The sequence below is a fragment of the Pseudomonas sp. SLBN-26 genome (assembly GCF_006715895.1).
In the GTDB taxonomy this organism is placed as follows: Bacteria; Pseudomonadota; Gammaproteobacteria; order Pseudomonadales; family Pseudomonadaceae; genus Metapseudomonas; species Metapseudomonas otitidis.
In genome coordinates this window covers 5,111,989-5,132,224 of the sequence record NZ_VFOB01000001.1, presented here as the reverse complement: position 1 = coordinate 5,132,224, position 20,236 = coordinate 5,111,989, and the positions used below count along the sequence as shown (strand labels likewise).

The window sequence follows — 20,236 nt, the reverse complement described above, 5'->3', positions numbered from 1 at the left end:
GGCGCGGTGGTTCAGGCCCGCAGGTACTCGGCCAGGCGCAGCAGCATGGCGTCGCAGGCCTCCAGCTGGGCGAGGGTGACGAACTCGTCGGGCTTGTGGCCCTGGTCCATGCTGCCGGGGCCGCAGACCACGGTGGGGATGCCGGCCTCGTGGAACAGCCCGCCTTCGGTGCCGAAGGCCACGGTGCCGAAGTCCCGCGAGCCGCTGATCAGCGCCACCAGTTCGGCCGCCTCGCTGGCGGCATCGGTGGCCAGGCCCGGGTAGCTGCCCAGGGGCTCGAAGCGGATGCCGGTGCCCGGCTGCACGGTCTGCATGCGCGGCACCAGCTCGGCCTGGGCGTAACGGTCCAGGCGCGTCGCCACCTGCTGGGCATCGAAGCCCGGCAGGGCGCGCACCTCGAAGTCGAAGCGGCATTCGGCGGGGACGATGTTCAGCGCCCGGCCGCCCTCGATCAGCCCGGTCTGCACGGTGGAATACGGCGGGTCGAAACGCGGGTCGTGGTGCTCGGGGCGGGCCAGCTCCTCGCCGATCTCGCCCAGGTGGCCGATCAGCCGCGCGGCGTATTCGATGGCATTGACCCCCTGTGGCGCGTAGGCGGAATGGCAGGCGGCGCCATGCACCTGGCAGCGCATGGCCAGCTTGCCCTTGTGGCCGAGCACCGGGCGCAGTTCGGTGGGCTCGCCGATCAGGCACAGGCGCGGCCGGTTGGGCCGCTGGGCGAGGGCGTCGAGCAGGGAGCGCACGCCCAGGCAGCCCACTTCCTCGTCGTAGGAGAACGCCAGGTGCACCGGCAGGCGCAGCGGCTGGGCGAGGAAGGCCGGCACGGCGGCCAGCACCGAGGCGATGAAGCCCTTCATGTCGGCGGTGCCGCGCCCGTAGAGGCGGCCCTCGCTTTCGCTGAGGCGGAACGGGTCGCGGGTCCAGGCCTGGCCGTCCACCGGGACCACGTCGGTGTGCCCGGACAGCACCACCCCGCCCCGGTCGGTGGGGCCGAGGGTGGCGAAGAGGTTGGCCTTGGTGCCCTCGGCATTGAGGAACAGCTCGCTGGCCACGCCGTGGCCGGCGAGGTAGTCGCGGATGAAGCCGATCAGCGCCAGGTTGGAGTCGCGGCTGACGGTGGGGAAGGCCACCAGCCGCTCCAGCAGGTCGAGGCTGGTGGCGTCACTCATCCCCGGGCACTCCGTAGCTGGGCGCCGCCGTCGGGTCCAGGGCGCGGGTGATGTAATCCTGCTGCTGCGGGGCATAGGCCTGCCAGAGCCCGGCGAGCACGCCGATGGGGTCGTGCTCGGCCCAGTCCACCCGCAGGTCGACGATGGGCCAGGTGAGGTCACCCATCACCTTGAGCGCTGCCGAGTGCACCGGGCCGGCTTCGCCCCCGGCGGCCATGGCCGCCTGCATGGCGCTGAGCAGGCGCTCGGCCAGTTGCCCTTCGGAGGTTTCGAAGGCGCGCACCATGGCGTCGATCACCGCCGGGTCGGACAGCAGGTTGCCGGCGGCCACGCACTGCTCGCCGGCCACGGCGTTGTGCACGCCGAGGGCTTCGCTGCCGCTGAACAGCGCGGTGCGGCCCTGGCCGTCGATGACCGTCACCTGGCGGTACTGGCTCCAGCCGTTGGCGCCCAGGGCCCGGTCGAGGGCGGCCTGGGGCGTGAGGTGCTGGGCGTCCAGCAGGTCGAGGATCTGCGGCCCCAGGGCCGGCAGGGTGACGTTCTGCGTGGCCACCGCCCCCACCCCGGCACGCACCCAGGGGCAGCGCGCGCCGACGGCGATGCTGGAGGAACTGATGGCGATGCCCAGCTGCCCGGTTTCCGCGCAACGGCCGACGATGGAAAAGGTCATGGGAGCTCCTTAGCGGGTGGCCTGCCAGTCATCGGGGATCACGGCGATCACGTCGATCTCCATCAGCCACTGGGGCTGGCCGAGGGCCGAGACCACCAGGCCGGTGGAGATGGGGAACACGCCCTTGAGCCACTTGCCCACCTCCTGGTAGACCGGCTCGCGGTAGCGCGGGTCGATCAGGTAGGTGGTGGTCTTGACGATGTGGGAGAGGTCGCTGCCGGCCTCTTCGAGCAGTTGCTTGACGTTCTTCATGGCCTGCTCGGCCTGGGCCCGGGGGTCGCCCAGGCCCACCAGGTTGCCGTCGAAATCGGTGCCCACCTGGCCGCGCACGTAGACGGTGTTGCCGGCGCGCACGGCCTGGCAGAGGTCGTTGTCCAGGGTCTGGTTGGGGTAGGTGTCGCGGGTGTTGAACATGCGGATGCGGGTATGGGTCGGCATGGCGGTGTCCTTGGCGTCGGGTTCGGGGCTCAGCCCTGACGGCGCTGGGCGGCGTCGTGGTAGGCGAGGTACTTGCGCTGGGTGGCGATCTGGTCGGCCACGTGCTTGGCGTCGTGCCAGACACCCCAGATGAAGGAGGAGCCCCGGCGCGACAGCCACGGCAGGCCGAGGAAGTAGACCCCCGGTTCGCTGGACACGCCGCGCTGGTGGCGGGGCTTGCCCTGGGCGTCGAAGGCGTCCACCTGCAGCCAGCTGTAGTCGGTGGCGAAGCCGGTGGCCCAGATGATGGCGCCGATGCCGGCGGCGGCCAGGTCCAGTTCGAGGATCGGCTCGCGCACGCAGGCCGGGTCGGGGCGCATGCGGCGGGCTTCGGGCTCGGCCGGCAGGTCCAGGCCGTTGCGCTCGATGTAGGCATCGGCGGCATCCAGCAGGGACAGGTAGTTCTCGTCGCCCCGGGCGAGGTTGTCGGCCAGGTCGTTGGCGAAGCGCACGCTGCCGCCGTCGAAGGCCTGGGTCAGCCCCACCAGGGTGATGCCCTGTTCGGCGAGGGCGCGGAAGTCCACGGTGTGGCCGCCACGGGCGCCGCTGACGGCGATGGTGACGTGCTCGCGGCCGGGCTTCATGGCCTGCTGGTCCCACTCGCCGAGCACCCCCAGCCACCAGCAGAAATCGCGGCCGCGGTAGCTGCGTGGCGGGCGGTCGTGGGCACCGACGGAGAGGTAGACCTGCTTGCCGGCGCGTTGCAGTTCATCGGCGATCTGCACGCCGGAGGAGCCGGCGCCCACCACCAGCACGGCGCCTGCGGGCAGTTGGCCGGGGTTGCGGTAGTCAGCGGAGTGCAGCTGCACCAGGGTCTCGCTGCGCGGGGCGATGGCGGGGATCACCGGGCGCTGGAAGGGGCCGGTAGCGGCGACGACATGACGGGCCTGGATCACGCCGTCGGAGGTCTCCACGCGGAACCCCGGCTGGCCGACGTTGCGCACCACGCGGGTGACTTCGACGCCGGTGCGCACCGGCACTTCGAAGCGCTGCACGTAGGCTTCGAAGTAGTCCGCCACCTGCTCCTTGGAAGCGAAGGCGTCGGGGGACATGCCCTCGAATTCCATACCGGGGAAGCGGTCGTGCCAGACCGGGCCGTTGGCCACCAGGGAATCCCAGCGCTGGGAGCGCCAGCGTTCGGCGATGCGGTCGCGCTCCAGCACCAGGTGGGGCACGCCGAGCCGGGTCAGGTGCTCGCTCATGGCGATGCCGGCCTGGCCCGCGCCGACGATCAGGGTATCGATTTCAGTCTGTCCAACGGTCATGGTCGGTGTCCTTCTGCTGGGCGGTTTTCGGCTCTTGGAATTGCAGGCCGCTCAGGGCCGGCGGAGAACGACGGACAAGGCGCAGAGGGATGAACCGGGCAGGCGGGCACGAGGCCGTTGGAGGCTGGAATCACGCACGCTGCACCCCGGCTCGACCGTCTGTGCGGTCTGGCTTTCGTTCGGGTCGGGCAGATGGTGCGCCAGCTTCCAGGCCAGGAAAATTATTAAAAATATGCTCGCTGCCCATGAAAAAACTCGGCAACGGCGCGGGGTTGGGAGCGGCGGCGCGAGGCGTGCTTGATGCGGTTCGCGTAGCTCACCGCATCCTACGGGTGAGGCACGGAGCGGCGGTGGGATGGGCTGCGCTGTGCGAAGCCCATCGGGGCGGGGCACGGAGCGGGCGGGTCAACCTTCGTCGGCGACGGGGCGGCGCAGGGTGAAGGCGCCGCGCAGTTCGCCTTCGCGGAAGCCGGTGGCCTGGTCGTCGGGGTAGCGCTCGCGGATCAGGCGGGCCAGCTGCGGCTCGACCTGGGGGCCGTGGCAGGCGAGGCACGGCGCGCCGGTGGCGATGGGTTTCATCACCCGCACTTCGCCGTCGACCACTTCGGCGCGCTGCATGCCGGCCAGGGGTTCGCCGGCCTGGGCGCGGCGGGCGAAGTCCTCCAGCACCTGGCGCTCCCAGGTATCCGGGGCGTTGGCCGGGTTGCGCACCTTGAGGGCGGTGCGGCCGACGCGCCAGTCGTCCTGCCCGTGGGCCTCGGCAATGCCGGGGGCGAGGGTCTGGCAGGCCGCCACGGCCTGGGCCGGGCCACCCTGGCGCATGGCGCCCTGGACGGTCTCCAGCAGGTGCTTCTGGAAGGCCGGGATCAACGCGGCGCCTTCGGCAATGCGGGCGTCGAGGCTCTCGGCCTGGGCGCTGACGCACAGCCCCAGGCAGGCGGCGAGCAGGGGGTAACGCATGACGAACTCCTTGGCCGCGTCGCAACGGCGATCCTTCGCGGCGGTGGTGAAAGGACGCAACCGCTCAGCGGCGCGTGCAGGTGTTGATGCCCAGCAGCGGGTAGGCCGGGCAGAAACGGAACAGCCCGGTGAGCAGCGGGACGATGCCGATATACCCCCAGGCGCCGATCACGCCGAACACCGCGAGGGCGATCAGCAGCAGGCCGACGATGAGGCGCAGGGTGCGGTCGAGGGTTCCAACGTTGGCAGTCATGGCGGGTCTCCTTCAGTGGCCGCGCGGGCGATCCAGCACGGTGAACAGCGCCATGCCAGCGAGCATGGCGGCAACGAACAGCAGCACCTGCCAGTGGCCGGTCAGCAGCAGCGCCACCGCCGGGCCGGGGCAGATGCCGGCGATGCCCCAGCCGATGCCGAACAGCAGGCTGCCGCCGATCAGGCGGCGGTCGAGGTCGCGGCGCTCGGGCAAGCGCATGGGCTCGCCCAGCAGCGAGCGGTCGTGGCGCCGGGCCCAGGCCATGGGCAGCAGGGCGGCGCCGATGGCGCCGGCCATCACCAGGGCCAGGGACGGGTCCCAGGCGCCGGCCAGATCGAGGAAGCCGAGGACCTTGGCCGGATCGGCCATGCCGGCCAGCAGCAGGCCGAGGCCGAATACCAGCCCGGCGAGGAATGCGCTGAGTCGGCTCATGTCAGGCTCCCAGCAGATGGCGGATGACGAAGACGCTGGCAAAGCCGCTGGCCATGAAGCAGGCCACCGCTACCAGCGAGCGCGGTGACAGCCGCGACAGACCGCAGACGCCGTGGCCGCTGGTGCAGCCGGCGCCATAGCGGGTGCCCAGCCCCACCAGCAGGCCGGCCGCCACCAAGCCGAGGACGCCGGTGTGGAATTGCGGTTGCGGCCAGTGGCCCAGCAGCCCCCAGAGCAGCGGGGCGAGCAGTAGGCCGAGGAGGAACAGGGCCTTCTCGCCCCGCCCCTCGCTGCCCGGTTGCAGCAGCGCGCCCAGCAGGCCGCTGATGCCGGCGATGCGCCCGTTGAAGGCGGCGAAGGCGCCCGCCGCCAGGCCGATCAGCACGCCGCCGGCCAAGGCGGAGCCGGGGGTGAAGGCCATCCAGTCGATGTGCATGGGGTCTCCTCGTTGACCATCGGGCGCGGCGTTTCCGCCCGCCAATATACCCATAGGGGTATTTAGCTACAGCGCAAACGTGCCGGCAAGCGGCCATTTCGCCGCAGCGGATGAACGGTCAAGGAGAAAGGCGGAGCCCCGGAGGGCTCCCGAGGCAGGTTCAGCCGCGCTTGACGGCCTGAAGGGTGTAGCTGAGGGGCAGGCGGTCGGGGGCTTCGCTGAGGCGCCATTCGCCGCCGCTGACGCGGTGCATGCGCCCGGGCAGGGCCTCCCAGGGCAGGCTGCGGTGTTCTTCCAGCCCGGTGAGGGTCATGCCGTTCTCCAGCAGCGCGGTGATGATCTCGCCGAGGCCGTGGTTCCACTCGTGGGTACGGGTGGCGGTGAGGGGGCGGTCGGTCTCGACGTAGCTGCTGGCGTCGTCCCAGATCATCGGTTCGGGCCGTTCGAAGTAGGGGTATTCGATCACCAGGCCGTCGGTACGCTCCTCGTTCACGGTCCATAACATGGGGTGCCCGTCGCGGATGAACAGCCAGCCGCCGGGCTTGAGCAGGGCCGCAACGGTACGCGCCCAGTCGCGGATGCTGGGCAGCCAGCAGAGGGCGCCGATGCCGGTGTAGACGAAGTCGAAGCTGGCGCGCGGCAGTGCCTGGTCGGCGGCACAGACCTCGGCCTCGACGAACTCCAGCGGGGCATCGCAGCGCCGCGCCAATTCGCGGGCCTGCTCAAGGGACGCGGGGGAGAAGTCGAGGCCGGTCATGCGGGCGCCGAGGCGCGCCAGGGAAAGGGTGTCGGTGCCGATGTGGCACTGCAGGTGCACGCCGCGCAGGCCGACGATGTCGCCGAGGCGCGGCTGGTCGAAGCGCACCACGTCGGAGAGGTGGCCGGGGTCTCTGACGAAGCGCTCCACCTGGTAGTCCGCCGAGGCGGCGTGCAGGGGGGCGCGGTCATCCCAGTTGGCGCGATTGAGGTCCAGGTATCCGTTCATGGGGTCTTCCTGTCGTCCGTGAAGGCCGTCGATGCTGCGCCTCGGGGGCGCCTCCGTCCAGATACTGGCGACGGTGGGTACTGTCGGATTAAGCCGCCGACCGATGGCGTGCGCGCTGTAAGGCTAGAAGTGCGAGGCCGAGTAGGCGTCCCAGGGCAGCAGCACGGTGTCCACGGTGGCATCCACCGGCATGGAGACGACGGTGGCCACCGGGCAGACCACGCTGAGCCAGCAAAACAGCGAGGCATAAGCCCCGTAGCCGGGGTACAGGTCGAAGCTGAGCAGCATGACGTCGGCCTTCACGCCCTTGTAGTAGTCGTGGCCGATCAGCCCGCTCGGGGTGTGGTCGTCGGCGCGGCCGAGCAAGGTGCCGCAGCCGCTCAGGGCCAGGCAGGTGAGTGCGGTGATGAGGGTTCGCATGGTCCGTCACGCCAGGGGTGGATGGGGGTGCAGCCTACCCCATCGGCGTCTCCGCGGTCCGTGAACGGCTGCGACATCTCGACACGCCAGGCGTGCCGGCGATCATCCCGACCTCGGCTGCAGCCCTCGCCAACCTTGACATGCGCGAGAACTGGCTAAGCTTGCACTGCGACACCCAGCCGCATTACCCACACCTTGTGCAGGGAGATGGCCAGGATCAAGAATAGGGACCATTCATACCCCAAGGGGTATCTGGCATGCACACACGTCGTACGCTCATGTCCTCGCGCACCCTGGTCAGGGAAATCACCTGCATCCTGCTGATCAAGCTCCTGCTGCTCTGGGGCATCAAGACGCTCTGGTTCGACGCCCCCACGGTCCCCCGTGACGGCGCATCACGCACGGCCGCCCGCCTGCTCGATGCGCCCACGCCCCCTTCCGCATCCCCCCAACCATCCACTGAGGAGAGCCCGAGATGATCACGGAAGCAGTCGTCGATCTATCGCGCCTGCAGTTCGCCCTGACTGCGATGTACCACTTCCTGTTCGTGCCCCTGACGCTCGGCCTGTCGTTCCTGCTGGCGATCATGGAGTCGGTGTACGTGATGACCGGCAAGCAGGTGTACAAGGACATGACGCAGTTCTGGGGCAAGCTGTTCGGCATCAACTTTGCCCTCGGCGTCACCACCGGGCTGACCATGGAGTTCCAGTTCGGCACCAACTGGGCCTACTACAGCCACTACGTGGGGGACATCTTCGGGGCGCCGCTGGCCATCGAGGGCCTGATGGCGTTCTTCCTCGAATCCACCTTCATCGGCCTGTTCTTCTTCGGCTGGGACCGCCTCACCCGCGTGCAGCACCTGACCGTGACCTGGCTGGTCGCGCTGGGCTCGAACCTCTCGGCGCTGTGGATCCTGATCGCCAACGGCTGGATGCAGAACCCGGTGGGCGCGGAGTTCAACTTCGAGACCATGCGCATGGAGCTGACCGACTTCGGCGCCCTGCTGTTCAACCCGGTGGCCCAGGTCAAGTTCGTCCACACCGTGGCGGCCGGCTACGTGACCGGGGCGATCTTCGTGCTGGCCATCTCCAGCTGGTACCTGCTGAAGAAGCGCGACCAGGGCTTCGCCCGCCGCTCCTTCGCCATCGCCTCGGCCTTCGGCCTGGCGTCGATCCTCTCGGTGATCGTGCTGGGCGACGAGTCCGGCTACGAGATCGGCGACGTGCAGAAGACCAAGCTGGCGGCCATCGAGGCCGAGTGGGACACCCACCCGGCACCGGCGGGCTTCACCCTGTTCGGCATCCCCGACCAGGCGGCCATGCGCACCGACTACGCCATCAAGATCCCCTATGTGCTGGGCCTGATCGCCACCCGCTCGCTGGACAAGGAGGTCACCGGCATCAAGGACCTGCTGGTGCAGCACGAGGCACGCATACGCAATGGCATGAAGGCCTACGCGCTGCTGGAGCAACTGCGCGGCGGTGACCGCAGCGAGGCCACCCTGGCGGCCTTCAACGCGGTGAAGCTGGACCTGGGCTACGGCCTGCTGCTGAAGAAGTACACCGACAAGGTGGTGGACGCGACCGACGAGCAGGTGCGCCAGGCCAGCCTGGACACCATCCCCGACGTGCTTTCGCTGTTCTTCAGCTTCCGCGTCATGGTGGCCGCCGGCTTCCTCATGCTGGCGCTGTTCGCCTGTGCCTTCTGGGCCTCGGCGCGCAAGAACGAGGAGCGCAAGCCCTGGCTGCTGAAGTGGGCGCTGTGGAGCCTGCCGCTGCCGTGGCTCGCTGCGCAGACCGGCTGGTACGTGGCCGAGCACGGCCGCCAGCCCTGGTCCATCGGCGAGGTGCTGCCGACGCACCTGTCCACCTCGAGCCTGAGCACCGGCGATGTGTGGGGCTCGCTGACCGCGCTGATCGCCTTCTACAGCCTGCTGCTGGTGGTGGAGATGTACCTGATGATCCGCTTCGCGCGGCTCGGGCCCTCCAGCCTGCACACCGGGCGCTACCACTTCGAGCAACAACCGGCCGCTGCCTGAGGAGACCGCCATGCTGGATTACGAAAGCCTCAAGCTGATCTGGTGGGTCCTGGTGGGCGTGCTGCTGATCGGCTTCGCCCTGACCGACGGTTTCGACCTGGGGGCGGCGGCGCTGCTGCCGATCGTCGGCCGCACCGACAGTGAGCGCCGGGTGGTGATCAACACCATCGCGCCGCACTGGGACGGCAACCAGGTCTGGCTGATCACCGCCGGCGGCGCGCTGTTCGCCGCCTGGCCGCTGGTCTACGCCGCCGCCTTCTCGGGCTTCTACTGGGCGATGCTGCTGGTGCTGTTCGCCCTGTTCGTGCGCCCGGTGGGCTTCGACTACCGCAGCAAGCTGGCCAACACCCGCTGGCGGCAGACCTGGGACTGGGGGCTGTTCGCCGGGGCGCTGGTGCCCTCGCTGGTGTTCGGCGTGGCCTTCGGCAACCTGCTGCTGGGCGTGCCCTTCCAGTTCGACGGGGACCTGCGGGTGAGCTACCACGGCAGCTTCTGGCAACTGCTCAACCCCTTCGGCCTGGTGGCCGGGGTGACCAGCCTGTCGATGCTGATGCTGCACGGGGCCACCTGGCTGATGATGCGCACCGAGGGCGATGTCGCCCTGCGCAGCCGGCGCGCGGCGCAGGTGGCGGCGCTGGTGTACCTGGCGGCCTTCCTCGCTGCGGGGGCCTGGCTGTGGCTGGGCGGCATCGGCGGGCAGGTGATCGCCGCCCCGCTGGAGACCGGCAAGGCACTGAGCCCGCTGGCCAAGCAGGTGGCCGCCGGCAATCCCGGCTGGCTGGGCAACTACGCGGCCTACCCGTGGACCATGCTGGCGCCGGTGCTCGGCGTGCTCGGCGCGCTGCTGGCCCTGGCCGGCGCCTCGGCGCGGCGCGGCGGGCTGGCCTTCCTCGGGTCGAGCCTGGCCATCGTCGGCACCCTGTGCACCGCCGGCTTCGCGCTGTTCCCCTTCGTCATGCCGTCCTCGCTGGACCCGATGTCGAGCCTGACGGTGTGGGACGCGGTGTCCAGCCACAAGACCCTGGGAATCATGTTCGTGGTGGCCTGCCTCTTCGTGCCGCTGATCCTGATCTACACCCTCTGGGGCTACGCGAAGATGTGGGGCCGGGTGACCACCGCGCACATCGACGAAAACACCCATCGCCTCTACTGAAGGAGCCCGACCATGTGGTACTTCGCCTGGATACTCGGTGTGCTGCTGGCCTGCAGCTTCGGGATCATCAACGCGCTGTGGCTGGAAACCACGCAGAACCTGGATGAGGACGCCAATGACTGAGCCCCGCGCCCTGAGCGCCGCCCCGCTGGGGCGAGCGCTCTCGCTGCTGCTGGCGGCGCCGCTCGCGCTGCTGTTGCTGATCCACCCCGGTGCCTTCGTCGACGACGCGGGCGCCTACTCCCACGGCCTGCTGATGCTGACCATGCTCGGCATCAGCGGCGGTTTCGTCCACGGCGTGGGCTTCGTCCCGCGCGCCCTGCCCTGGCGCCTGCTGTTCAGCCCCTGGTGCGCCTGGCCGTTGCTGGTGCTGGGCTACGCGCTGCTGGCCCGGGCGCAGGGTTTCTGAACGCCCCCGCGCAAGGCGGGGGGTATCGGCAGTTGTGAAGTTGTCGAGTTGGTCAACTTACAATTGCACTTCGCCCATGTTCGAAAGTGTTATCAACGCCACGCCAGTGCATTCACCAGACGGTTAAGCTGCGCAACTCTCGCGCATACCCATCAGAACTTCAGTGATCCATTGCCCGGTATATCCGGGTGATCGACACGCGGCATGCCGAACAAGAAGCCTTGCAGCCATTCGACATTTACCGCGCAGGCAAGTTGATGGTCGGCCGGGGTTTCGATGCCTTCGAGTACCACCACCGGGGATATATCCCGGCAGGTTTCGACGACCTGTTCCAGACGCCTGAGTGCCGAGCCACCCTCCCGTGCTTCCACCAGGTAGCTGCGGTCGATCTTGATGATGCCGGGGCGCGCCTCGGCGACGAAATCCAGGGTGAAGCAGCCGGCGCCGAGGTCGTCCACCGCCACCTTGCAACCCAGGTGGGAGAAGCGCTGGAAGAACGCCAGGGCATCGGCGTGGCTGCCGAAGCGGGCGCTCTCGGTGATCTCGATGACCAGCCGACCGGCCAGTTCCGGACGGTCCTCGAACAGGCCGCCCAGAGCCTCCCAGCCGGGGTCGAGGGTGGCGCTCAGGGCCGAGATGTTGCAGCCGAGGGTGAGGGCTGGGTTGCGGTCCAGCAAGCGCACGACGTTGGACACCACCGAGGCGTCCAGCAGGCGGATACGCCCCAGGCGCTCCAGCAGGGCGATGGGATTGCAGGGAAACGGTTCGGCCAGGCTGCGCAGCAGGCCTTCGTAATAGAGAACACGATGGGGGTGCCGGGAATGGACCACCGGTTGAAAGGCCAGGCCCAACTTCCCGTCGTTCAATGCATCGTAGAACTCACAGGCAAGATCACTGGATTGGGACATGCGCGCACACAAGGACGACCTCGATGAATGTTTTAAATCCACAAAGAACCGGCATGCGCGGGAACATGCACGCACATAAAACTTTGTGAAGTTTTTCACGGAAATTATCCTATTGCGAAGAAATGCGCGGTAAGTGTCCGGGGACACCTTTTCCTTGTCCTGAAGTACAGGGCGACCCCACTTCCAAGAACTCAATGACCCGGCCTGGATAGATTCATGTACGCGATTACCGCCGCCTGTTCGAAGGTCCTGTGGAAGGCCCTGGTCAAGTCAGGAGTCGACCCGGACAGCCTGGCGATCCCCGCACAGGAGATCGAAGCCGCGCTGGCCAGTGGCGCGCCAATCCGGACGGCAGTGATCTACGGCCTGTTCGACGAGGCCCTGCGGCAGACCGGCAACCCGGATCTGGGCCTGCTGGCCTACCACTACGCCCATCCCTCGGTGTGGAGCCCGTTCACCTACAGCATCATGTCCGCCCCGACCCTGGGCAACGCGCTGGAACGGGTGGTGGAGTACCACCCGCTGATCAGCAGTGGCTCGCAGCTGTTCCTCGACCGGGACAGCGCCGGCAACCTGGTGCTGCACGGGCGCGAGCTGGGCCAGCTGAGCGCCCCCCGGGCCTTCCTCGACGCTGGCGCGGCGCTGGTGCTGGCGCTGATCCACTGGCTGGAGCCCTATCACCGGCCGATGCCGATCCGCGTGGAGTTCACCTACCCCGAGCCGGAGAACACCGCCCGCCTGGCGCGCCTGTTCGGCCCGGACCTGGTGTTCTCCGCGCGCACCAATGCCCTGGTGTTCTGCCCGTCCATCGCCGAGCTGCCGCTGCCCACCGCCGACGAAGCGCTGGACGCCCTGCATGCCGAGCGCGCCCAGCACATGGCCCACGAGATCCTCAACGGTTCGGTGGCGGCCCGGGTGCGCCGCCTGCTGATGGAGCTGATCGCCGCCCAGGCCCGCCCTACCCTGCCGGACATCGCCGAGCGCCTGGGCCTCAGCCCGCGCAGCCTGCAGAACGCGCTGGATCGCGAGGACACCCACTTCAAGGCCATCGCCGACGATTGCCGCCTGCGCCTGGCCCACGACTACCTGAGGCGCTCCACGCGGAGCATCAAGTACATCGCCACCACCCTCGGCTTCAACGACCAGAGCAGTTTCCACAAGGCCTGCCTGCGCTGGTTCGGCATGTCGCCCAATCGCTACCGCGCCGACCTGGGTTGAATACCCGAAGGTTTCAGCGCGCCGCCGCATATATCAAAAAAATATAAATATATAACTGGATGGCAGCTATGCTCAGCATCATACAAATACCCCAAGGGGTATTTAAGGAGAGCTGAACCATGACTGCCCACGTTGAACCCTTCTTCGACCCCGCCACCTTCACCTACAGCTATGTGGTGAGCGACCCGGCCTCCCGGCGCTGCGCCGTGGTGGACTCGGTGCTCGACTACGACCCCGCCGCCGGTCGCACCCGCACCGCCAGCGCCGACCGCCTGATCGCCTACGTGCGCGAACAGGGGCTGACCCTGGAGTGGATCCTGGAAACCCACGTACACGCCGACCACCTCTCCGCCGCACCCTACATCCAGCGCCAGCTGGGCGGCAGGCTGGCCATCGGCGAGCACATCACCGTGGTGCAGCGGACCTTCGGCACGCTGTTCAACGCCGAGAGCGGCTTCGCCACCGACGGCAGCCAGTTCGACCACCTGCTCAAGGACGGCGACCGCTTCAGCGTCGGCGGCATCCAGGCCCAGGCGCTGCACACCCCCGGCCACACCCCGGCCTGCATGACCTACCTGATCGGCGACGCCGCGTTCGTCGGCGACACCCTGTTCATGCCCGACTACGGCACCGCCCGCTGCGACTTCCCCGGCGGCGACGCGCGCACCCTGTACCGCTCCATCCGCCGGCTGTTCACCCTGCCGGACACCACCCGCCTGTTCATGTGCCACGACTACAAGGCCCCGGGGCGCGAGCACTTCCTCTACCAGACCAGCGTGGGCGAGGAACGTGCCCACAACGTGCACGTGCATGAAGGCATCAGCGAAGACGAGTTCGTCGCCATGCGCCAGGCCCGCGACGCCACCCTCGGCATGCCCGCCCTGATCCTGCCCTCGGTGCAGGTGAACATGCGCGCCGGGCAGTTGCCGCCGGCCGAGGCCAACGGCACCCGCTACCTGAAGATTCCCCTGAACGCACTCTGAGAGGCCGACCATGGACAGCATCAAGCGCCTCACCCCCTTCATCGCCGTCTCCACCCAGTTGCAGCCGGCGGACATGGGCACCCTGGCCGCCGCGGGCTACCGCTGCGTGATCAACAACCGTCCGGACAACGAGGGCGAGCAGCAGCCCAGCTCCGCCGAGATGCAGGCCGCCGCCCAGGCCAACGGCCTCGACTACCACCACCTGCCGGTGGTGTCCGGACAGATCCGCGATGCCGACGTCGAGGCCTTCAACGTCCTCCTCGCCCAGGTGCGTGGCCCGGTGCTGGCCTACTGCAGGACCGGCACCCGCTCCTGCAGCCTGTGGGCCCTCAGCGAAGCCCATCACCTCGACCCGTTGGCCCTGCTGGCCAACGCCCGCGAGGCCGGCTACGACCTCAGCGGCCTGGCCCCGCGCCTGGAGCAGCGCTGGCAGGACGCACCGCGTGCCGAACCCAGCCACGCCAGCCCCGGCCAGCGCTACGACGTGGTGGTGGTGGGCGGCGGTGCCGCCGGCTGCGCGGTGACCGCCAGCCTGCTCAAGCGCCAGCCCGGCTTGCGCATCGCCGTGGTGGAGCCCCGCGACCAGCACCACTACCAGCCCGGCTGGACCCTGGTGGGCGCCGGGGTGTTCGACCGCGCCCGCACCGAACGCCCCATGGCCCAGTGCATCCCACCCCAGGCGCAGTGGGTGCACGCCGCCGTGGCCGCCTTCGAGCCGGAGCAGCAGTGCGTGGTGCTGGAAGACGGCACCCGCCTCGCCTACCGGGCCCTGGTGGTGTGCCCGGGGCTGAGCCTGGACTGGGGCGCCATCGACGGCCTGGAGGAAACCCTCGGCCGCAACGGCGTCACTTCCAACTACCGCTTCGAGCTGGCGCCCTACACCTGGCGCCTGGTGCAGGACTTGCGCGAAGGGCGCGCCCTGTTCACCCAGCCGCCGATGCCGATCAAATGCGCCGGCGCACCGCAGAAGGCGCTCTACCTGTCCTGCGACTGGTGGCAGCGCGAGGGTCGGCTGGGCGCCATCCAGCCCGAGTTCTGCAGCGCCGGTGCCGCGCTGTTCGGCGTGGCCGACTTCGTTCCGACGCTGATGGGCTACATCGAGCGCTACGGCGTGAACCTGCAGCTGACCACGCAACTGGTGAAGGTGGACGGCCCGGCGCGGCGCGCCTGGTTCCGCCAGACCGACAAGGACGGCCAGGTCCATGAGCTGGAGAAGACCTTCGACCTGCTCCATGTGGTGCCGCCGCAGAAGGCCCCGCGCTTCATCCGCGACAGCGTGCTGGCCAACGCCGAGGGCTGGGTCGAGGCCGACCACGAGACCCTGCGCCACCCGCGCTTCGGCAACATCTTCAGCCTGGGTGACGTCTGCGCCGCGCCCAATGCCAAGACCGCCGCCGCCGTGCGCAAGCAGGCCCCGGTGGTGGCGGAGAACCTCCTGGCGGTGCTGGCCGGCCGTGGGCCACGGGCGCTCTACGACGGCTACGGCGCCTGCCCGCTCACCGTGGAACGCGGCAAGGTGGTGCTGGCCGAGTTCGGCTACGGCGGCAAGCTGCTGCCCACCTTCCCCCTCGACCCACGGGTGCCACGCCGCCTGGCCTGGGACCTGAAGGTGCGGGCCATGCCCGGCATCTACTTCGACATGATGCTGCGAGGCCGCGAGTGGCTGGCCGAGCCCAGGCACCTGCCCCATGAACCCCTGGCGGTGGAGGCCCCGGCCGCCTGCGATTTCGAGCGGGAACAGAAGTGAGCCTCAAGCACTGGCTGCCCTTCACCGACTGGCTGCGTGGCTACGACCGCGCCGCCGCCGGCCAGGACGCCCTCGCCGCAGTGATCGTGACCCTGATGCTGGTGCCCCAGAGCCTGGCCTACGCCATGCTCGCCGGGCTGCCCCCCATCGCCGGGCTCTACGCCAGCATCCTGCCGTTGCTGGCCTATGCGCTGTTCGGCTCCAGCCGCACCCTGGCGGTGGGGCCGGTGGCGGTGGTGTCGCTGATGACCGCCAGCACCCTGCAGCCGCTGTTCCCCGCCGGCAGTGCCGAGTACGCCAGCGCCGCCCTGCTGCTGGCCCTGCTCAGCGGCCTGCTGCTGGCGGGCATGGCGGTGCTGCGCCTGGGGTTTCTCGCCAACTTCCTGAGCCACCCGGTGATCTCCGGCTTCATCAGCGCCTCCGGGCTGCTGATCGCCTGCGGCCAGCTCAAGCACCTCCTGGGTGTGCAGGCCGGCGGCGACACCCTGCCGGAGCTGCTGCCCTCGCTGGTCCAGCACCTGCCCTCGCTGAACCCCACCACGCTGCTGATCGGCGGGCTCAGCCTGCTGTGGCTGTGGTGGGCGCGCAGCCGGGCCAAGGCCACCCTGCTCCGCCTCGGCCTGCCCGCCGGCCTGGCCAGCGCCCTGGCACGGGCGGCGCCGGCCCTGGCCATCGTGGTGGCGATCCTCGCCGTCAGCCTGCTGGGCCTCGGCGCCCACGGGGTGAAGGTGGTGGGGGACATTCCCTCGGGGCTGCCCGGGTTCACCCTGCCCAGCCTGGACCCGGCGCTGGCAGCCAAGCTGCTGCCTTCCGCCCTGCTCATCAGCCTGGTGGGTTTCGTCGAATCGGTGTCGGTGGCGCAGACCCTGGCCGCCACCCGGCGCCAGCGCATCGGCCCGGACAACGAGCTGCTCGGCCTCGGTGCGGCCAACGTGGCGGCGGCCTTCAGCGGCGGCTTCCCGGTCACCGGCGGCTTCGCCCGCTCGGTGGTGAACCACGACGCCGGCGCGCAGACGCCCCTGGCCGGGGTGATGACCGCCGGCGGCATCGCCCTCGGCACCCTGCTGCTGACGCCGCTGCTGCACGAACTGCCCCAGGCGGTGCTGGCCGCCACCATCATCGTCGCGGTGCTCAGCCTGGTGGACCTGGGCTCGCTGCTGCGCACCTGGCGCTACGCCTGGCAGGACGGCGCCGCGCAGCTGGCCACCATGGCCGGCGTGCTGCTGATGGGGGTGGAGAGCGGCATCCTGCTGGGTGTGGGCCTGTCGCTGCTGCTGTTCCTCTGGCGCACCAGCCGGCCGCACATGGCGGTGGTGGGCCAGGTGCCGGGCAGCGAACACTTCCGCAACGTCGAGCGCCATGCGGTCAACGAGAGCCCGACGGTGCTGTCCCTGCGGGTGGACGAGAGCCTGTACTTCCCCAACGCCCGCTATCTGGAGGAGCGCATCGTCGAGCTGATCGCCCAACGGCCCCAGGTGCGCCACCTGGTGCTGATGTGCTCGGGGGTGAACCTGATCGACGCCAGTGCGCTGGATTCCCTGGAGGCCATCGTCGAGCGCCTGCGGGCCAGCGACGTGCAGTTGCACCTGTCCGAGGTGAAGGGCCCGGTGATGGACCAGCTCGGTCGCAGCACCTTCCTGCGCACCTTCGGCGGGCAGGTGTTCCTCAGCCAGTACCAGGCGCTGAAAGCCCTGGCGCCGGACAGCCTGCAGGAGCCGGCGCCGCACCACCCGTGCGTGGCGCACCTGCCCCGGCGCTCGCCCTGACAGCCGCTCATTCGTGCCCGAAGGGGCGCTATGCTTGCCCGGCATTTGCGCCCCGTTCACGAATGAGCCGCCATGAAAGCCACTTCCGATGAGCTCCTGCACTTCGTCGCGGTCGTCGACTGCGGTTCCATCAGCGCCGCTGCCGAACAGTTGCACCTGACGCCCTCGGCCATCAGCCGCAGCCTCGCGCGGCTGGAGGGCAAGCTCGCCACCACCCTGCTCAACCGCACCACCCGGCGCATGGAGCTGACCGAGGAGGGGCGCTTCTTCCTCGACCAGGCGCGGGACATCCTGCAGCGCATGGACAGCCTCGAAGAGCGCCTGGCCCTGCGCCGCCAACGCCCCGCCGGGCGCCTGCGGGTCAACGCCGCCTCGCCCTTCATGCTGCACGCGGTGGTGCCCCACGTCGGCGCCTTCCGCGCGCTGTACCCGGACATCCAGCTGGAGCTGAACACCAACGACCAGATCATCGACCTGCTGGAGCAGCGCACCGACGTGGCCATCCGCATCGGCCCGCTGGGGGATTCCAGCCTCCACGCCCGCCCGCTGGGGGCCAGCCGCCTGCACCTGCTGGCCAGCCCCGACTACCTGGCCCGCCAGGGCCGGCCCGAGCGGGTGGAGGACCTGGCCGGGCACAGCCTGCTGGGCTTCACCCAGCCGGAGAGCCTGAACCTGTGGCCGTTGCGGCACGCGGGGGGCGAGCAGTGGCGGATCACCCCGAGCCTCAGCGCCTCCTCCGGCGAGACGCTGCGCCAGCTGGCCCTGGCCGGCGAGGGCATCGCTTGCCTGGCGAGCTTCATGAGTGATCGGGACCTGGCCGAGGGGCGGCTGGTGAAGCTGCTGGGGGAGGCCATGAGCGACTATCGCCAGCCGATCCACGCGGTGTACTACCGCAACACCCAGCTGGCCCTGCGCATCCAGTGCTTCCTCGACTTCCTCCAGGCGCGCCTGGCCGGCTGAGGCTCAGCGGCGCAGGGCGGGGCTGAAGCGGAGCATGTCCAGCAGGGCATCCACCATGGCTTCGGCCTGGTGCTCCAGGTCGAGGCCTTCCGGCACCAGCAGCCAGTTGGCCTGCAGCCCGTCGATGTAGGCATGCACCGCCACGGCGGCACGCGGGCAGTCGAGGTCGGCCGGCAACTGGCCCTTGCCGACGGCATTGGCCAGGGTGCGGGCGATGCGCTGGTCGCACTCGATGCCGAATTCCTGCATCCGGCGCCGCAGGTCGCCCAGGTCGTCGGTGTATTCGCACTTGTGCTGGAGTATTTCGGTGATGCGACGGCTCTGCGGGTCATCCACCAGGCGCAGCAGCAGGCGCACCAGCAGCTGGCGCATGCGCCCGAGGGGGTCGCTCTCGCGCTCGCTCTCGCTGGCGCGGGCCAGCTCCTCAAGCGGGCTGCGCAGGCGCTCGCAGAGGGCCTGGAACAGGTCGACCTTGTTCTCGAAGTGCCAATAGATGGCGCCCCGCGACACCCCCGCATCCGAGGCGATCTCCGCCAGCGAGGCGCGGGAGACGCCCTTGTCATAAAAGACGCGCTCGGCGGCATCCAGGATCTGGATGCGGGTTTCCTCGGCTTCTTCCTTGGTTCGTCTGGCCATGCCTACAGGTGCTTCACATGAAAAGGGCGAATAGGAGAAATCCCACATCTCTATCGACACATTCTCTGACAGAGATACAGGAAGAATCATTTACAAACGTTCACGCATGTAAGTATATTCGTTAGCAACCTAAAGAATCTACCCTCACTCCCAGTGAGGGTTTCGCCCGTTCGGGCACACGAATTCTCACAACGAGGTCTTACACAGATGCAGAAGAAGCCAGCCTTCGCCGCCATGGTTTCCGCCGTCGCTCTGGCTACGTTCACGCTCGTAGGGTGCCAGGAGGCCTCGGCACCGCCGCCTCAGCAGACGCCCCAGGTGGGCATCGTGACCCTGCAGGCCGAGCCCTACACGCTGACCACCGAGCTGCCGGGCCGCACCAGCGCTTTCCGCATCGCCGAGGTACGCCCGCAGGTGGACGGCATCATCCAGAAGCGCCTGTTCCAGGAAGGCACCGAGGTGAAGGCCGGCCAGCAGCTGTACCAGATCGACCCGTCCGTCTATCAGGCATCGCTGAAGAGCGCCGAGGCGACCCTCGCCTCCGCCCGCTCCCTGGCCGACCGCTACAAGGCCCTGGTGAGCGACCAGGCCGTGAGCCGCCAGTCCTACGACGAGGCCCGCGCCGCCCAGCTGACCGCCGAAGCGGCACTGGAGAAGGCCCGCATCGACCTGCGCTACACCAAGGTGCTGGCCCCCATCAGCGGCCGCATCGGCCGTTCCGCCGTGACCGAGGGCGCGCTGGTCAACAACGGCCAGACCACCGCCATGGCCACCATCCAGCAGCTCGACCCGATCTACGTCGACGTCACCCAGTCCACCAAGGAGCTGCTGCGCCTGCGCCGTGACCTGGAGAGCGGCCAGCTGCAGAAGGCCGGCGACAACGCCGCCAAGGTGCGCCTGACCCTGGAAGACGGCAGCACCTACGAGCACGAAGGCACCCTGGAGTTCTCCGAGGTGTCGGTGGACGAAGGCACCGGCTCGGTGACCCTGCGCGCCATGTTCCCCAACCCCGAGCACACCCTGCTGCCGGGCATGTTCGTGCACGCCCAGCTCAGCTCCGGCGTCAACCAGCAGGCCATCCTCGCGCCCCAGCAGGGCGTGACTCGCGACCTCAAGGGCCAGGCCGTGGCCATGGTGGTGAATGCCGAGAACAAGGTGGAGATGCGCCCGCTGGAAGCCGACCGTGCCGTGGGTGACCGCTGGCTGGTGACCAAGGGCCTGAACCCGGGTGATCGCCTGATCACCGAAGGCCTGCAGTTCGTCCAGCCCGGCATCGAGGTCAAGCCCGCCCCGGCGACCAACGTGGCCCAGGCCAAGCCCGCCGAAGCCGAGCCGGCCAAGCGCTCATAAG

At 69.2% G+C, this 20,236-nt stretch carries 23 protein-coding genes; 11 read left to right on the top strand and 12 right to left on the bottom strand.

Features of this window, described 5'->3' with window-relative positions; all coding sequences use genetic code 11:
- Positions 1–11: 11 nt before the first annotated feature.
- The 10 genes from argE to FBY21_RS23685 all read right to left on the bottom strand — a co-directional run bounded on the left by argE (position 12) and on the right by FBY21_RS23685 (position 7,067).
- Positions 12–1,169, bottom strand: coding sequence for an acetylornithine deacetylase (argE, locus tag FBY21_RS23730; RefSeq protein ID WP_142014131.1), 1,158 nt, complete (start codon positions 1,167–1,169; stop codon positions 12–14).
- Positions 1,162–1,839, bottom strand: coding sequence for a DUF1028 domain-containing protein (locus FBY21_RS23725; protein WP_074974011.1), 678 nt, complete (start codon positions 1,837–1,839; stop codon positions 1,162–1,164). The genes argE and FBY21_RS23725 overlap by 8 nt, the downstream gene beginning before the upstream one ends.
- 9 nt (positions 1,840–1,848) lie before the next feature.
- On the bottom strand, positions 1,849–2,277 hold the full coding sequence (locus FBY21_RS23720; RefSeq protein ID WP_044412869.1) for a RidA family protein: 429 nt from the start codon (positions 2,275–2,277) through the stop codon (positions 1,849–1,851).
- A 29-nt stretch (positions 2,278–2,306) separates the two neighbouring features.
- Positions 2,307–3,581, bottom strand: coding sequence for a flavin-containing monooxygenase (locus FBY21_RS23715; RefSeq protein ID WP_142014127.1), 1,275 nt, complete (start codon positions 3,579–3,581; stop codon positions 2,307–2,309).
- A 405-nt stretch (positions 3,582–3,986) separates the two neighbouring features.
- Positions 3,987–4,541 (bottom strand): DUF3365 domain-containing protein, encoded by a 555-nt coding sequence (locus tag FBY21_RS23710; RefSeq protein WP_142014124.1) that lies wholly within the window; start codon positions 4,539–4,541, stop codon positions 3,987–3,989.
- Positions 4,542–4,605: 64 nt separating this feature from the next.
- Positions 4,606–4,794: a DUF2892 domain-containing protein gene (locus FBY21_RS23705; protein ID WP_074974007.1), complete on the bottom strand. Its 189-nt coding sequence runs from the start codon at positions 4,792–4,794 to the stop codon at positions 4,606–4,608.
- A 12-nt stretch (positions 4,795–4,806) separates the two neighbouring features.
- A complete protein-coding gene (locus FBY21_RS23700) occupies positions 4,807–5,226 on the bottom strand; it encodes a YeeE/YedE family protein (RefSeq protein ID WP_142014121.1) in 420 nt (139 codons plus the stop codon).
- Position 5,227: 1 nt separating this feature from the next.
- Positions 5,228–5,662 carry a YeeE/YedE family protein gene (locus FBY21_RS23695; protein ID WP_142014118.1) on the bottom strand — a complete coding sequence of 145 codons (435 nt, stop codon included), beginning with the start codon at positions 5,660–5,662 and terminating at the stop codon, positions 5,228–5,230.
- Positions 5,663–5,822: 160 nt separating this feature from the next.
- Entirely contained in the window at positions 5,823–6,647 is an 825-nt protein-coding gene (locus FBY21_RS23690; RefSeq protein WP_044412882.1) for a class I SAM-dependent methyltransferase, read from the bottom strand.
- 123 nt (positions 6,648–6,770) lie between these two features.
- Positions 6,771–7,067: a YceK/YidQ family lipoprotein gene (locus FBY21_RS23685; protein WP_107331852.1), complete on the bottom strand. Its 297-nt coding sequence runs from the start codon at positions 7,065–7,067 to the stop codon at positions 6,771–6,773.
- Between the two features lie 257 nt (positions 7,068–7,324).
- Between FBY21_RS23685 and cydP the strand changes: the two genes are divergently transcribed.
- Genes cydP through FBY21_RS23660 form a run of 5 tightly spaced genes read left to right on the top strand, consistent with a single transcriptional unit; the run spans position 7,325 to position 10,667 of the window.
- On the top strand, positions 7,325–7,546 hold the full coding sequence (cydP, locus tag FBY21_RS23680) for a cytochrome oxidase putative small subunit CydP (protein WP_052807659.1): 222 nt from the start codon (positions 7,325–7,327) through the stop codon (positions 7,544–7,546).
- Positions 7,543–9,105, top strand: a complete 1,563-nt coding sequence (locus FBY21_RS23675; RefSeq protein ID WP_142014115.1) for a cytochrome ubiquinol oxidase subunit I — start codon at positions 7,543–7,545, stop codon at positions 9,103–9,105. Before cydP ends, FBY21_RS23675 begins: the two co-directional genes overlap by 4 nt.
- A 10-nt stretch (positions 9,106–9,115) precedes the next feature.
- Positions 9,116–10,258 (top strand): cytochrome d ubiquinol oxidase subunit II, encoded by a 1,143-nt coding sequence (gene cydB, locus FBY21_RS23670; RefSeq protein WP_142014112.1) that lies wholly within the window; start codon positions 9,116–9,118, stop codon positions 10,256–10,258.
- A 12-nt stretch (positions 10,259–10,270) separates the two neighbouring features.
- Positions 10,271–10,381 (top strand): cytochrome bd-I oxidase subunit CydX, encoded by a 111-nt coding sequence (gene cydX / locus FBY21_RS23665; RefSeq protein ID WP_142014109.1) that lies wholly within the window; start codon positions 10,271–10,273, stop codon positions 10,379–10,381.
- Positions 10,374–10,667 carry a cyd operon YbgE family protein gene (locus FBY21_RS23660; protein ID WP_232060765.1) on the top strand — a complete coding sequence of 98 codons (294 nt, stop codon included), beginning with the start codon at positions 10,374–10,376 and terminating at the stop codon, positions 10,665–10,667. Before cydX ends, FBY21_RS23660 begins: the two co-directional genes overlap by 8 nt.
- A gap of 152 nt (positions 10,668–10,819) precedes the next feature.
- On the opposite strand, the gene FBY21_RS23655 is transcribed toward FBY21_RS23660, so the two are convergent.
- The gene (locus FBY21_RS23655) at positions 10,820–11,575 is read right to left on the bottom strand and encodes an EAL domain-containing protein (RefSeq protein WP_044412904.1); all 756 of its coding nucleotides are present in this window, start codon (positions 11,573–11,575) and stop codon (positions 10,820–10,822) included.
- A gap of 216 nt (positions 11,576–11,791) precedes the next feature.
- Here FBY21_RS23655 and FBY21_RS23650 point away from each other — a divergent pair, with 216 nt between their 5' ends.
- From FBY21_RS23650 to FBY21_RS23630, 5 genes are all read left to right on the top strand, one after another.
- Positions 11,792–12,793, top strand: coding sequence for an AraC family transcriptional regulator (locus tag FBY21_RS23650; RefSeq protein ID WP_044412906.1), 1,002 nt, complete (start codon positions 11,792–11,794; stop codon positions 12,791–12,793).
- Positions 12,794–12,912: 119 nt separating this feature from the next.
- Positions 12,913–13,776 carry an MBL fold metallo-hydrolase gene (locus tag FBY21_RS23645; protein WP_142014103.1) on the top strand — a complete coding sequence of 288 codons (864 nt, stop codon included), beginning with the start codon at positions 12,913–12,915 and terminating at the stop codon, positions 13,774–13,776.
- Between the two features lie 10 nt (positions 13,777–13,786).
- Positions 13,787–15,523 (top strand): bifunctional protein tyrosine phosphatase family protein/NAD(P)/FAD-dependent oxidoreductase, encoded by a 1,737-nt coding sequence (locus FBY21_RS23640; protein ID WP_142014100.1) that lies wholly within the window; start codon positions 13,787–13,789, stop codon positions 15,521–15,523.
- A complete protein-coding gene (locus FBY21_RS23635) occupies positions 15,520–17,289 on the top strand; it encodes a SulP family inorganic anion transporter (protein ID WP_142014096.1) in 1,770 nt (589 codons plus the stop codon). Before FBY21_RS23640 ends, FBY21_RS23635 begins: the two co-directional genes overlap by 4 nt.
- Positions 17,290–17,361: 72 nt before the next feature.
- The gene (locus FBY21_RS23630) at positions 17,362–18,249 is read left to right on the top strand and encodes a LysR family transcriptional regulator (protein WP_074973987.1); all 888 of its coding nucleotides are present in this window, start codon (positions 17,362–17,364) and stop codon (positions 18,247–18,249) included.
- 3 nt (positions 18,250–18,252) lie between these two features.
- On the opposite strand, the gene FBY21_RS23625 is transcribed toward FBY21_RS23630, so the two are convergent.
- Positions 18,253–18,885 (bottom strand): TetR family transcriptional regulator, encoded by a 633-nt coding sequence (locus FBY21_RS23625; RefSeq protein ID WP_142014093.1) that lies wholly within the window; start codon positions 18,883–18,885, stop codon positions 18,253–18,255.
- A gap of 207 nt (positions 18,886–19,092) precedes the next feature.
- Here FBY21_RS23625 and FBY21_RS23620 point away from each other — a divergent pair, with 207 nt between their 5' ends.
- Entirely contained in the window at positions 19,093–20,235 is a 1,143-nt protein-coding gene (locus FBY21_RS23620; RefSeq protein ID WP_139233723.1) for an efflux RND transporter periplasmic adaptor subunit, read from the top strand.
- The last annotated feature ends 1 nt before the right edge of the window (position 20,236 follow it).